Source organism: Paenibacillus sp. FSL R5-0475 (assembly GCF_038004585.1).
Classification (GTDB): Bacteria; Bacillota; Bacilli; order Paenibacillales; family Paenibacillaceae; genus Paenibacillus_AQ.
Genome location: NZ_JBBORK010000001.1, coordinates 1177744 through 1191079 on the forward strand (window position 1 = coordinate 1177744; position 13336 = coordinate 1191079).

Below are 13336 nucleotides of genomic sequence, written 5' to 3' on the forward strand. Positions count from 1 at the left end.
TTTAATGATAACACAAGCATGGAATACCCTGTCAAACGAGCACTACATACAACTATATCTACTAAGGAGAGTTTATATTATGGACGTTATTGTTAGGCCAACGCCATCCCTGCAAGGAGAATTTGGGGCCCTCTCTTCCAAAAACTATACCACTCGTTATTTGCTGGTTGCCGCATTGTCAGAAGGCGTAAGTACGATTTATCATCCGGCACATAGTGAAGATAGCGATGCCATCCGTCGTTGTATTGCAGATTTGGGAGCTGTACTCACAGAAGATGATGAGAAGATTGTGATTCAAGGCTTTGGACGCAAACCTAAGGATGTTAAGGAGCTTAATGTGGGGAATGCTGGAGCAGTATTACGTTTTCTAATGGCTGTAGCTGCTTTAAGCCCTGAGGTCACATTCGTAAATATGTATCCTGACTCATTGGGTAAACGTCCACATGACGACCTGATCGTGTCTCTAGAACAGCTTGGTGTGAAGGTAGAGCATAATGAAGGTAAGTTGCCGATCACGATCCGCGGTGGCAAACCTGTTGGGGGTAGAATTACAGTTTCAGGTGCTGTCAGCTCCCAGTTCCTAAGTGCTCTATTATTCTTGACACCATTGCTTGAAGAAGATAGTGAAATTATTGTCCTTGATGATTTGAAATCAAAGGTTGTCGTAGGTCAGACGCTAGAAGTATTGGAGCAGGCTGGAATTGTGGTTCATGCGGCAGATGATTATATGTCCTTTAAAGTGCCAGGTCGTCAAGCCTACGCGGCTAAGACGTATACCGTTCAAGGTGACTATCCTGGCTCTGCGGCTATTCTAGCAGCAGCTGCGGTTACAAAGTCAGATGTTAAGGTACATCGACTTGTGGAACAGAGTAAGCAGGGAGAAAGAGCCATTGTTGATGTGTTGCGTATGATGGAAGTACCGCTTACTCATAAAGAGGGAACAGTTCACGTACAAGGGAACGGCGTTCTAAAAGCTGTTGAATTCGACGGAGATGCTGCAACCGATGCGGTGCTGGCTATGGTAGCTGCTGCCGTATTTGCTGAAGGCACTTCACGATTCTATAACGTTGAGAACCTTCGGTATAAGGAATGTGATCGTATAACTGATTACTTGGCAGAGTTGACTCGTGCAGGAGCCAATGTTGAGGAACGCCGCGATGAAATTATCGTTCACGGCATGCCTGAAGGCGTCGAAGGTGGTGTGACGATTAACGCGCATTACGACCACCGTGTAATTATGGCGCTGTCAGTAGTAGGTTTACGAGCGCGTAAACCACTATTGATCAAGGATGCTCACCATGTCGCTAAGTCGTATCCGCAATACTTTGATCACCTGCGTGCGCTTGGTGCGAATGTGGAGTGGGTACAATAGAAGTAAGGGAGCTAGCGAATTTAGCTTCAGTTAAATAAGGATCATAAAGTGTAACTATGGAAAGGGGCACTATGTATGAGCTTTGAGAATCCAAGTCGGGAACAGATCGGAGATATCCTTGCTTCTGCTGGTAATATTGCAGTTGTTGGCCTGTCTGACAAAACAGACCGTACCTCCTATATGGTCGCGGGTGCTATGCAAAGTCGGGGATATCGGATCATTCCTGTAAACCCATTGGTTGATGGTGAAATACTGGGAGAAAAGTGCTATCATACGTTAGCGGAAATTCCAGAGCCGGTGGACATTGTTAATGTGTTCCGTCGAAGCGAATACTGCGCAAAGGTCGCACAGGAGGCCGCTGAAATCGGCGCACGTGTGCTCTGGCTTCAGCAGGGTATAATCAGCCAGGAAGCCGCTGAAATCGCCGCTGAGAACGGTATGACGGCGATTATGGACCGTTGTATCAAGGTCGAAGAAGCGATCACGATGCATGGGCGTACTCGGGCATAAGGTTCGGTAGTTCAACACTTTATCTGACTATTGAAAAAATGATGATCAGAGCGTGTATCAAGGGATTTCGAACGAACGAACCGACGAACGGGCAAACGATGAACTGACGAGCTTACGAGCCGACAAACGAACCAACCGAGAGAACAATGAACCGGCGAGCCGACAGACAAAAGAACAAACTAACAAACCAGCGAACTAAATTTTTTGACGCTGAAAAGTAGTTGCAAATTTAATGTTAAAGAACAGCCAAGATCAAAAGCATTGTTTGATTACGATTGGCTGCACAGACTGTGCAATTTCTAATGCAAATCACTAACTGAGCTTGTTATACTGAAGTTAGACGAAGAACGTCCTTTATCCGCATAATTTGCGGTGAAGGGCGTTTTTTTATTTTTATAGGGGAGGATACCATAATGGAATTTGAAGAAGCACATGGTATGTTCATTAACAAGCACTTGACTGAAAGATCAGGAGAAAGAAGGGGGAGGCTGGTTAGAGGGCATAATTATGCGGAGAAGTTGTTCTTACAGAATGTATGGTGGCCATTGTTTGAGAGCCTTGATGATTTGCATCCAGAATACGAAGTGTACGACTGGAACCGTAAATCTCAGTTTCTGGACTTCGCTTTTCTTCCGCAGAGCGGCGGCAGTCTCGGGATTGAGTGCGACGGGTTTCAAAGTCATGTGAAGGACATGGACCGCGAGAGATTCAACTACGCAGTTAATCGGGACACTTTTCTGACCGGAATGGGGTGGAAAATGATTCATTTTTCTGTTGATGATCTTCAGCACCGCCCCGAGGTGTGCCGTATGCTTTTGCAATTGGTGCTGGCACCTCATTTGGCGCGCAAATCTGCAGGCGTGGATATTTTGTCTGAGGAGAAGGAGGTTCTGCGGTTGGCTTGGCGACTGGGTAGGGCGATCCGTCCAAAGGATGTGACCACTCATTTCAGCATTAACTTTCGAACGGCGCGCAGATTGTTGCACTCGTTGAGTGAGAAGGGACTAATAAAGCCTGTAATTACGGGAGAGCGGGTTCGACAATACGAAGTGAAAGCTATGCGACCAGATCAAATATGGTAGGAGTGGGAGAATAATTGCACTATATACAACTATATCGGAAATATCTCTATTCTATTGTGGTTTAGTTGTACTTTGTACACTTATTACACACCAAAGGTTAGGAAAAGGGTGAAATTATTAAAAATAATTGCACAAAGTACACTTATATGGATTTCAGTTTTTATAGGATATAAATAGTTGTACAAAGTACAATTAACATCTTCTTTTATCATCGGCAGCAAAAGAAAGAGACTCAGTCAGCAGACAAAACTTCATTCAATAAATATAACTCATACACTTGAAGCATTATTAGAGACGCACATTCATTCAGAGTAACTTTTATCGGTTTTAACCAACTTTTGCATTGTTTGCTTTAGTGCTTTGGAATCCTGAGCCCATAGAATGGTGTTTCTAGGTGATTTTATTGTGGAGTGAGTGTGTATTTGTTTTAAATATATCCTGATCTTTTCCTTCAGTTTATTTTGACAAAAACCCCCGCAGCGCTTACCATTCAATATAGAAAGAAAGGAGAGGGTAGCCTTGAATTGGCTCGGATCATTGCAGCAATTGGGCAGAGCCATAATGCTTCCTACCATGGTACTGCCGGCGGCAGCCATTTTGCTTAGTTTGGGCAGCTTACCTTGGTCTGCATGGGGACTTTCTTCGGTATCCGAAGTGGCTACATACGCTGGGCAGGGAATCTTTTATTTTATGCCTTATTTGTTCGCTGTGGGTGTAGCATGGGGATTATCCAATCAAGCTGGAACGGCGGGTCTTGCAGCACTGGCTGGAATGTTCACTTACGACCGGATTGTTACCCATATGGGAGACGGGCTTGTACAACCTGCAACACTTATCGGAATTTTGCTGGGTATAGTTGCCGGTATCGCTCAAAACCGGTTCAAAAATATCAAGCTTCCAGAGGCGATACAGTTTTTTGGAGGTTCGCGTTTTGTTTTGCTGTTCATGGGATTGTTTTCGGCTGGCTTTGCATGGGTGATGTTAGGGATCTCTCCACTGCTGCAAAGAGGACTGGATGATCTTTTTCAAGGGATATTGCAGACAGGCGGCTTTGGCGTTTTTATTTATGGAGTGCTATATAGAGTACTAACAGCCTTCGGTCTTCACCATATTCTCAACAATGTGTTTTGGTTTCAGTTTGGAAACTTTACAACTCCTGATGGTAGTACTGTCGTTCAGGGGGATTTGCCACGTTTTTTTGCAGGCGATCCTACGGCGGGCATTTTTATGGCGGGTTTGTTTCCAATTATGATGTTCGCACTGCCAGCCATTGCTTTTGCTATTATTCAGGAAGCGCGCGAGGACTTGAAGCCTAAGATTAAAAAGACTTTTATGCGAGCGGCTTTGGTCTGTTTTCTGACCGGGGTTTCGGAGCAGATTGAATTCGCGTTTTTGTTTGCTTCTCCGTATTTATTCGCGATACATACTGTAATGTCTGGCCTCGCTATGGTACTGACCTATATGCTGGGAATTCATCACGGGTTCTCTTATTCGGCAGGAGCAATTGACTTCTTTTTGAATTTGCATCTGTCACAGAGAGCTTGGCTTCTGATTCCGATCGGTATTGGCTATGGGATTGTGTATTACAATTTGTTCCGCTGGGCGATTCGCCGTTTTCAGATCCCGACACCAGGGCGTGAAGAAGGTTCTGAACTTGGTGATTGGGCAGGAAATATCCCTTATCAGGCACCATTGATTTTGGAGGCGCTTGGTGGCAAGGAGAATATTGTACAAGTACAATCCTGTATCACTCGTTTGAGGCTAACCGTCCATAATGATCGATTTATAGATACAGGGGCGCTTAAAGGTCTTGGTTCTGCTGGAATTATCAAGCTCGGTGGCGGGAATGTCCAGGTAGTATTTGGTACGTATTCAGAGTTGATCCGCGAGGAGATTAATAAGCTAATGCTTCGTGATTTGCCTCAGGTATTGTTCAGTTCTCCGATGCAGGGTAGAATGATGCCCATTGAGGAAGTGCCGGATCACATCTTTGCAGCGAAGCTAGTGGGTGATGGAGTTGCATTTTTGCCGGAAAAAGGGGAGCTTACTTCGCCTGTATTCGGGAAGGTTATGCACGTCTATCCTACAATGCATGCCGTTGGTATTGCAACGCCGGAAGGGCTGGAGGTACTTATGCATATAGGGATCGACACTTCACAGCTTAAAGGGCCATTTGAGGCGGTTGTAAAAGAAGGCGACAGTGTGGAACCAGGTCAATTGCTTGTTAAATTCGACCTCGCTTATTTGCGTGAGCATGCAGCTTCACTGGCTACACCAATGGTGATTACGAATCCTGATCGAGTAAAATCATGGAGCTATGCTCCATTTAAAAATGTTAAAAAGGGGCAATCTTCAGTAATGTCCGTAGTCTTACATGAAAGTAACGTTGGAGGGATAGAAGGATGATACAAGGCATAGGCGCAGCAGCAGGTGTAGCTATCGGGAAGGCCTTTGTCTTACCGAACTGGGAGTGGAGTTTACCAGACACACAAGTGAACCCAGTGGATCTAGCTAAGGAGTTTGAGCGTTTATACGAAGGTATCCGTACCTCTAAGGACGAGATTGAATTCATCAAAAAAGAATTCAGAGAAGTAGTCGGTCCGGAGGAATCCAGCATTTTTGATGCTCATCTGGCGATTTTGGATGATCCGGTGTTTATGAGCGAAATCCGGGGGATTATTGAACGCCAATATAAGGCGGCGGAAGTGGCTGTTAAGGAAGCGATTGATCATTTTGTAGCGATGTTTGATCTGCTAGATGATGAATACATGAAGGAGCGGGCGGTTGATATCAAGGATGTCGGTAACCGTCTGTTAAAGCATCTTTTAGGTGCTCCTGAGGTCACGCTGCCATCGGATACACAGCCATATATTCTCGTAGCGAAGGAGTTGTCTCCTTCCCAGTTAGCTCACTTGAACCCAACTTATGTTCTAGGTATTGTTACTATGATGGGCGGTAAAACCTCACATTCCTCCATTATGGCTCGTGCGCTGGGCATTCCGCTCGTTGCAGGTTTGGAGAATAATTTGTCTAACCCTATTCAGACCGGAGACATGCTCGTGATAGATGGAGACACGGGATCTGTGCAAATTCATCCTGATGAGGTAACGATCAACGAATATGTTTCTCTTCGGAATAAGCAGCATAAAAAGAAAGAACAACTGGAATTGCTTGCTACAGTCGATGCCGTCACTAAAGATGGCGTTAACCTGCGATTGGCTGGTAATATCAGCTCCGTCAAAGAACTGAATTTAGCGCTCAAGTATGGAGCCGAGGGTGTAGGTCTATTCCGTACAGAGTTTCTTTATATGGATCGCAGTTCTTTTCCGACGGAGGATGAACAATTTGAAGTGTACAAACAGGTTGTCGAGAAGGTAGGCAGCAATATGGTTGTGATCCGTTCGCTGGATATAGGCGGGGACAAGCATCTGGATTACTTCCAGCTGCCAGAAGAGCAGAATCCGTTCCTTGGCTATCGTGCCATTCGAATCAGCTTGAATCGACAGGATATGTTCAAAACTCAGCTAACTGCCATTTTGCGGGCGAGTGCGTATGGGAATGTAAAGCTAATGTTCCCTATGATATCTTCCGTAGAAGAAGTACAAGCAGCAAAAGCTGTATTGGAAGAAGTGAAGGCTGAACTGGAGCTACGGGGCATACCGTTTAATCGGAATATTCCAGTCGGTATTATGATTGAAGTTCCAGCTGCGGTTATGATTGCGGATTTACTGGCGGAGGAAGTTGATTTTTTCAGTATCGGTACGAACGATTTGGTGCAATATGTACTAGCCGTAGACCGAATGAATGAACAAATTGCGCATATGTATCATCCATATCATCCAGCGGTTCTGCGAATGATCCGTATGACTGTAGAAGCAGCGCGTAATGCAAAAATAGATATTAGTGTATGTGGTGAAATGGCGGCAGATGAGCGTTCTTTGCCACTTTGGCTGGAGTTAGGGATTAGTGATCTAAGCATGTCGCCGCAGGCACTGTTGAAGGTTAAACACCGTACCCTGAATACACTGGCTATAGACGCTACAAGGGTTGCCAAGGCTTGCTTCCATCATCGTACAAGCTCGGAAACGGAAGAAATCCTAAGTGCTTATGCTCAGAAAAGCGGAATTACGCTTGGAACGAGCGTGGAAACAAAGGAGAAAGCTTCTTCATAGTTATCAAGCGCTACATCATCAAGTCCACATCAAGGTTCGGCATTCTTGCCGGGCCTTTTTCTTTTGTATTTTATAAAAAAACAAAACCGTTTGCGCTTCGGCGCAGTCTATACATAGAGCGAGTTGCACAGGAATGATTTATGCGTGAAAGCAAGGGGGGGAGGACAAAACAAGCATGGAACACATTATTAATGACGAAATGGAAATAGTCGCTACGGATGAAAACATATTTTATGAGCTGGTAGCTGAACAGAAAAGAAAGCTATACAGCATTGCTTATAGCTATTTACGAAACGAAGCGGATTCGTTGGAAGTTCTACAGGAGGCAACCTGCCGTGCATGGATTAAACGTAAAAGCTTAAAAGACTTCGAGAGATTTGCTCCATGGCTAACACGTATTCTGATCAATTGCTGTAACGATGAGTTGAAGCGCAGAAAGAGGAACGCTGTCACAGAAGCTGCTCGAAGTGATGTAGGGATCATGGAAATGAAAAGCGACCGCAGATTAGACATGGAACAGGCGTTGGAAGGGGTAAAGCCGAAGTATCGCCAGGTGCTTGTACTCAAATATTACAAGGATATGACCCTTGCAGAAATTGCAGAGGTACTGGATAAACCGGAGGGCACCGTGAAGACATGGCTCAATAAAGGTCTGAAACAGCTGCGTGACAGAATGAAACGGAAGGGGGATCTATTTTATGGCTGAGTCTGAAGAAAAGCTGCTTAACGATTATTTTCAGAGAATTGATGTCGAGGCTGAGGAGATCCCGGATGTTAAGCTGGATGCCGCGATTCGCAAGGGGATGCAGCAAGGTAGCCACAAAAGATTCTCTTTTAGAAAAAGATACGCTGTTGTTGCGTTGGCGGTCCTAGCCATCGCTTTAATAATTATTGTACCTTGGGCACATCAGATGGCCAATCCTGTTCGTGCGCAGTTACTACCAAAAAGCTGGGGATCGCTTGAAGTATTCCGCCCGACTATCGCTAATAATCTGACCATCACATCGGCACTTGACGCAGGGATGATGAAGGAAGTAAATATTTCTTCAGCTGAGGTGGATGGAATAAAGTGGACGGTTAATGGAATTATGGCCGATCGAAGAGGAATTGCGGTTCTGTATACAATTGAAAACAATACAGATCGGAAAATGCAGCTGTTTGGACTATCCTTGAAAAAGACTCCTGAAAGTAATATTTATCGCACAGGATACAGCGGGTTTAGCACTATTAACGCACAAGAGGTTGGATCTCCTGGGACAACTCGTATGTACGAGCAAATCGTATGGGATGAATATCAGGATGAGTTGGAAGACCCATTGAATATTTCTCTAAGGTTGCTTCCAGCACCTGATGATCTAGCTTTATCAAGCGGTGAGCTTAAATCTTTAAACATTCAGATTCCAATGGATACCAACAAGGTTTATATTCAAGGAAAAAGAGTTGATCTAAAGGATAGTCTGTCCATCGACGGACAGCAAATTAATATGGAGAATATCTATATTGGACCTACGGGTATTTATATGCGGGAAAGATATGACCAAAAGAATACAATGAGGATATTTAATATGCTTTCACCTAAGCTTGTCATCGGAAAAGGAGAGCAACAAGAGGAATTAATGTGGGTAAGTGGATCGAATATTTATCATAATGATAATATGAGACCTGATGATCCGATTAAGTTTGAAATTGAAGGGATTTCTGCTCTAGATCAATCTAAGCTGGAGCTTGTGATTAATACCGAAACACAGCAGATTCTGAAGGTACCGGATAGCAATCTGACGATTTCCAAACGAATGGAGAACGAAGAGCAGGGAATTCTGGTGTTAGATTACTTTATTCCTAAAGAAGAGAAGGACTCGCTTAATGATAGAGGTTTTGCATTGAGCGATTATTTTGAAGATAGCTCTGGAAGCGGGCATATGATGGAAACTATCAAAAATAATTACTCAGGATATAGAGAGTTTAATGAAAGTAGTAAGGGAACTACAGTAACCTATCTCTTCAATGTAGGTAAGGAAAAGCTACCCCAACCGTTGACTTTCTGGTTTAATTCTTATCCAAACAAAATCAAGGAGAAAGCGTCCATTAGAATTAAGTAATAGCTCCAAAGTCGAGCGAAGCAAATCAAAAGCCCTGTTCCTCAAATGGAGAGACAGGGCTTGTTTGATTTTAAACTTTATTTCTACTGTTTATTCCCCAGCTAACGCATCACAAAAAGCTTTGCCATAGGGCGGCAGATCTGGCGGGCGACGAGCAGAAATAATATGTCCATCCGTAACCACCGCTTCATCTTTCCATATCGCTCCGGCATTCTCCATGTCATCACGGATGCCGGGTGTGGAGGTGACGGTTACACCTTCCAGAATTTTAGCGGAAATTAATACCCAGCCTGCGTGGCAGATCTGCCCAATAGGTTTCTTAGCTGCATTGAAATCCTGTACTAGCTTTAGTACGGCACTGTATCTACGGATTTTATCAGGGGCCCAGCCACCAGGAACTAAAATCCCGTCATAATCTGCGGCATTAAGATCGTCCCAGGAGTACTCTGCTTTTGCAGGCACACCATATTTGCCGATGTATGTTTTATCTTTTTCCAAACCTGCCAAGTGAACCTCAGCGCCTTCTTCTCTTACTCGGTACACGGGATACCAGAGCTCCAAATCTTCAAATTCATCGTCTACGAGTGCTATGACCTTTTTTCCATCTAGTCTCATTTTGTTAAGCTCCTTTCGTATCACATGATCCTTCATATTCTATCAAATTTAAAATACGAAGTCATCTAAAGGGTTGTAAATTATAGACGAATTGCCAATTTAATCATTATATGCAATTAAAGAGGGTTTTAATCGAGGGAGGTCGAATATAGAAATTGAAAAGTCATACTTTGTACTTAATTCATTTCTTGCAAGAGGTGTAGAAGATGTATACAGATAACTTAATGGAGAAGTTGTGTAGCTGTGGTGGCCTCATGAACTTACATATGCATTCATTGATTTTTAATACGAGGGTGAAGATTACACATGTCCCTGTCTATACTTGTCCGAAATGTACTAGTTATGAGCCCTTGTCGTTTATTAAAGCAGATTTAGGAAAGTTAGTGAAAGAATTGAACGCGGATGTGCCAAAACAAGATTTTTCGTTTACTCAAAGAAATGAATTAGCTAGTGTCCTAAAAGAAGCTTTGACAGAGGTTATTGTCGGAGGATTTCAAGAATTAGAGTTGGCTATCCGAGAGACAATTCAGGCTAGAGTGGATATGTTACTTGATCTATACCGACTAGCTGAGGGGCTTAAAGACCAGAATTGGATGGAAGAAACTAGTCGAAGACTGTCTCAATTAACGTTCCAAACGACTAAAAACGCAAATTATTAAAACATTCTGTGAAAATAATGAAAAACTTTCACGGAATGTTGGATTTTTCACTCACTTTTTGTTACGATAGATAGAAGTTACATTATTGTGCTCGTGAATAGGGAAACCTACACTAGTCAAAAATTGTAATTAGGGGTTACGTCTTCAGCCTTGAAAGAAATTTTGAAAGGAAAATGAAGCGTTATCATTGCACAATTGTACAAAGTGTCGTATCATATTTTTAATTAGTCGAACGATAAAATTTATCGCAATGGAGAGAGTAATTTGACGGTAACCATTTACGATGTAGCTCGAGAAGCAGGCGTATCTATGGCTACGGTATCACGGGTTGTGAACAATAACCCTAACGTGAAACCGCAGACCCGGAAGAAAGTTTTTGAAGCGATTGAGCGTTTGGGATATCGTCCCAATGCCGTGGCGAGAGGACTTGCCAGTAAGAAAACGACAACCGTTGGGGTTGTCATCCCAGATATTTCAAACTCGATTTTTGCAGAAATTGCACGCGGGATTGAAGATATCGCGAACATGTATCATTACAATATCATATTGTGTAACGCGGATAAGCGTAAAGAAAAGGAAATCCGTGTCATCAATACCCTTTTGGAGAAACAGGTCGATGGTCTGCTCTTCATGGGTGGTACGGTAACCGAAGAACATATTCAAGCTTTCCAGACTTCTGCAGTTCCGATTGTCCTATGTGCTACACGGGATGAGAAGGGAACTTATCCTTCCGTTGACATCGATCATGAAACCGCTGCTTTTGATGCAGTGAATACTTTGATTCGTCACGGTCACCGAGAAATCGCAATGATCAGTGGTACACTCCAGGATCCTGCGAATGGATATGCACGTTTCCATGGTTATAAGAAGGCACTTGAACAGGCTGGAATCGAGTATCAAGAAGACTTGGTACGTATCGGTAACTACCGCTATGAATCTGGTGTCGAAGCTATGAAGTATTTCCTTGGACTCAAGAAGAAGCCAACCGCTATTTTTGCCGCAACCGACGAGATGGCTATTGGTGCAATTCACAGTATTCAGGATGAAGGCCTGAAGGTACCGGATGACTTCTCCATTATTAGTGTGGATAACATCCGTATGGCTTCGATGGTTCGTCCATTGTTGACAACTGTAGCCCAGCCTATGTATGACCTAGGTGCGGTAGCAATGAGACTTTTGACGAAACTCATGAAGAAAGAGACGGTTGAGAATCCGCGGGTTATCTTGCCTCATGAAACGATTCTCCGCTTGTCTGTTAATCATCTGAATAAGTAATTTAAGAACTAAACAGTATTTCCGTAAAAAGCTCCTTTTGGAGCTTTTTATGTTTTTTACAGAGTAAATCATCGGAGGAGGCGTTATCTTTGCCTGAAATAATCGGATTAATTGGTGCGATGGATGAAGAGATTAAGCTATTACTAGAAAGGATGGAGAATAAGGAGACGAAGGTCAAGGCAGGAATTCATTATTACATAGGAAATATATTAGGAAAGTCTGTAGTGCTCTGTAAATCTGGGGTAGGTAAAGTAAATGCAGCAGTTACGACACAAATTCTAATTGAATCCTTTGGTGTGTCTCGTGTGTTGTTTACTGGGGTTGCTGGGGCTGTGCACCCTGAATTGAATATTGGAGATATTGTTATATCATCTACTTGTGTTCAGCATGATATGGATGCTACAGCACTTGGCTTTTCAAAAGGTGAAATACCTTATCAGGATAATTCTGTCTTTCAGGCAGACCCTTCATTGGTACTCCTTGCTGAGAGGGCGTGTAACGAGTTAGGCCAAAAGTACTTGGTCGGCAAAGTACTTTCAGGTGATCAATTCATTTCTAATGCGGAGATTGTAGCTAAATTAAGAGAGGAATTGGACGGAGCGTGCGTGGAGATGGAAGGGGCGGCGGTTGCACAAGTGTGTGTGATGAACGCCACTCCCTTTGTTATTATTCGTTCGATGTCTGATAAGTCTGACGGGTCAGCAAATGTGAGTTTTAAGGAGTTCACGGTGGAAGCCTCAGGGCGCTCACATTCTATATTAGAATATATGCTGCAGCACCTTTAATACTCGTTTAGTACATGAAGCGCTGTCTAAAGCGTACCCTGTCGAAAGTCTCCTGTGAGGACATAGGTACCTCTTGTCCAATACGAACCATTAGGCAGTTTGCTGGATGTGAACAGATTTCAGGATCATCCGTAGCATACCAAACCATATTTACAGTTTTCATTAGCCGCTCCATCATTTGACGATAAGCCCACACATCAAGCCCACTCCCTTTTAAATCCCAGTGCCAATAATACTCTGTTGTAAAGACGATACAATTCTCCAATTGCTCTTGCTCAAAAGCAGTGGAAATCAGCAGCCGGCCTAGTCCGGCTCCCCTATAATCATTACTCACCTCAATAGCTCCAAGCTCAATTAGATCCATCATTCCACCCTGTGACCAAAGCTCCATTTCATCCGGATAATGAAAGGTTACATAGCCTATTATAGTGCCATCCTCTACAGCTGTAATTATACGTCCTTCTGGCAGGCTAGCAATCTCTATGAGAGCTTCTTGCTGTTCAATCGGCTTGCGGAAGGCATCAAGATCATGATGCATGTGAAGGGCTTTAAGGTCCTCTGGAGATCGGGGGCCACTTATTGTTATTGTTCTACCTTTATATGAAAGCGTATGGGTAACAGGGATTTTACGATGCTCCATAGCCGTGCTCCTTTCGGATGATAAAATATGGAATGTAAACGTTTGCTATGTTATACTAATTCAGACATAAAAAATTCACATTCATTGCATTGACATCATTATCTAAGAGAAGAGTCTTACCCTTAAA

General features: G+C 43.5%; 12 protein-coding genes. 10 read left to right on the forward strand and 2 right to left on the reverse strand.

Features of this window, described 5'->3' with window-relative positions; translation table 11 throughout:
• Nucleotides 1–79: 79 nt before the first annotated feature.
• From aroA to MKX41_RS05080, 7 genes are all read left to right on the forward strand, one after another.
• Complete coding sequence (gene aroA, locus MKX41_RS05050) at nucleotides 80–1372, forward strand: 3-phosphoshikimate 1-carboxyvinyltransferase (protein ID WP_340968963.1); 1293 nt, start codon at nucleotides 80–82, stop codon at nucleotides 1370–1372.
• Nucleotides 1373–1447: 75 nt separating this feature from the next.
• Complete coding sequence (locus MKX41_RS05055) at nucleotides 1448–1882, forward strand: CoA-binding protein (protein WP_076282945.1); 435 nt, start codon at nucleotides 1448–1450, stop codon at nucleotides 1880–1882.
• A 413-nt stretch (nucleotides 1883–2295) separates the two neighbouring features.
• The gene (locus MKX41_RS05060; protein ID WP_339247382.1) at nucleotides 2296–2964 is read left to right on the forward strand and encodes a hypothetical protein; all 669 of its coding nucleotides are present in this window, start codon (nucleotides 2296–2298) and stop codon (nucleotides 2962–2964) included.
• A gap of 519 nt (nucleotides 2965–3483) precedes the next feature.
• Nucleotides 3484–5370 (forward strand): glucose PTS transporter subunit IIA, encoded by a 1887-nt coding sequence (locus tag MKX41_RS05065; RefSeq protein WP_076282943.1) that lies wholly within the window; start codon nucleotides 3484–3486, stop codon nucleotides 5368–5370.
• Nucleotides 5367–7136: a phosphoenolpyruvate--protein phosphotransferase gene (ptsP, locus tag MKX41_RS05070; protein ID WP_042187321.1), complete on the forward strand. Its 1770-nt coding sequence runs from the start codon at nucleotides 5367–5369 to the stop codon at nucleotides 7134–7136. The genes MKX41_RS05065 and ptsP overlap by 4 nt, the downstream gene beginning before the upstream one ends.
• A 175-nt stretch (nucleotides 7137–7311) precedes the next feature.
• Entirely contained in the window at nucleotides 7312–7842 is a 531-nt protein-coding gene (locus tag MKX41_RS05075; RefSeq protein WP_340968965.1) for a sigma-70 family RNA polymerase sigma factor, read from the forward strand.
• Complete coding sequence (locus MKX41_RS05080; protein WP_340968967.1) at nucleotides 7835–9235, forward strand: DUF4179 domain-containing protein; 1401 nt, start codon at nucleotides 7835–7837, stop codon at nucleotides 9233–9235. Before MKX41_RS05075 ends, MKX41_RS05080 begins: the two co-directional genes overlap by 8 nt.
• A 90-nt stretch (nucleotides 9236–9325) precedes the next feature.
• Here the strand turns inward: MKX41_RS05080 and MKX41_RS05085 are convergent, their stop codons facing one another.
• Nucleotides 9326–9850, reverse strand: coding sequence for a type 1 glutamine amidotransferase domain-containing protein (locus MKX41_RS05085; protein ID WP_339270601.1), 525 nt, complete (start codon nucleotides 9848–9850; stop codon nucleotides 9326–9328).
• A gap of 206 nt (nucleotides 9851–10056) precedes the next feature.
• On the opposite strand from MKX41_RS05085, the gene MKX41_RS05090 reads away from it, so the two are divergent.
• The 3 genes from MKX41_RS05090 (at nucleotide 10057) to MKX41_RS05100 (ending at nucleotide 12569) form a co-directional block, all read left to right on the forward strand.
• Nucleotides 10057–10509: a hypothetical protein gene (locus MKX41_RS05090; RefSeq protein WP_340968969.1), complete on the forward strand. Its 453-nt coding sequence runs from the start codon at nucleotides 10057–10059 to the stop codon at nucleotides 10507–10509.
• A gap of 264 nt (nucleotides 10510–10773) precedes the next feature.
• Complete coding sequence (gene ccpA, locus MKX41_RS05095; RefSeq protein WP_042187330.1) at nucleotides 10774–11784, forward strand: catabolite control protein A; 1011 nt, start codon at nucleotides 10774–10776, stop codon at nucleotides 11782–11784.
• An 89-nt stretch (nucleotides 11785–11873) separates the two neighbouring features.
• Nucleotides 11874–12569, forward strand: coding sequence for a 5'-methylthioadenosine/adenosylhomocysteine nucleosidase (locus tag MKX41_RS05100; RefSeq protein WP_340968971.1), 696 nt, complete (start codon nucleotides 11874–11876; stop codon nucleotides 12567–12569).
• 7 nt (nucleotides 12570–12576) lie between these two features.
• Here MKX41_RS05100 and MKX41_RS05105 read toward each other — a convergent pair whose 3' ends face one another.
• On the reverse strand, nucleotides 12577–13209 hold the full coding sequence (locus MKX41_RS05105; protein ID WP_339247397.1) for a GNAT family N-acetyltransferase: 633 nt from the start codon (nucleotides 13207–13209) through the stop codon (nucleotides 12577–12579).
• Between the last annotated feature and the right edge of the window lie 127 nt (nucleotides 13210–13336).

What these genes read in the sequence shown, in the direction of transcription:
- aroA (WP_340968963.1), top strand. Translation starts at nt 80, where the DNA reads ATGGACGTTATTGTTAGGCCAACGCCATCCCTGCAAGGAGAATTTGGG.
- MKX41_RS05055 (WP_076282945.1), top strand. Translation starts at nt 1,448, where the DNA reads ATGAGCTTTGAGAATCCAAGTCGGGAACAGATCGGAGATATCCTTGCT.
- MKX41_RS05060 (WP_339247382.1), top strand. Translation starts at nt 2,296, where the DNA reads ATGGAATTTGAAGAAGCACATGGTATGTTCATTAACAAGCACTTGACT.
- ptsP (WP_042187321.1), top strand. Translation starts at nt 5,367, where the DNA reads ATGATACAAGGCATAGGCGCAGCAGCAGGTGTAGCTATCGGGAAGGCC.
- MKX41_RS05075 (WP_340968965.1), top strand. Translation starts at nt 7,312, where the DNA reads ATGGAACACATTATTAATGACGAAATGGAAATAGTCGCTACGGATGAA.
- MKX41_RS05080 (WP_340968967.1), top strand. Translation starts at nt 7,835, where the DNA reads ATGGCTGAGTCTGAAGAAAAGCTGCTTAACGATTATTTTCAGAGAATT.
- MKX41_RS05085 (WP_339270601.1), bottom strand. Translation starts at nt 9,850, where the DNA reads ATGAGACTAGATGGAAAAAAGGTCATAGCACTCGTAGACGATGAATTT.
- MKX41_RS05090 (WP_340968969.1), top strand. Translation starts at nt 10,057, where the DNA reads ATGTATACAGATAACTTAATGGAGAAGTTGTGTAGCTGTGGTGGCCTC.
- MKX41_RS05105 (WP_339247397.1), bottom strand. Translation starts at nt 13,209, where the DNA reads ATGGAGCATCGTAAAATCCCTGTTACCCATACGCTTTCATATAAAGGT.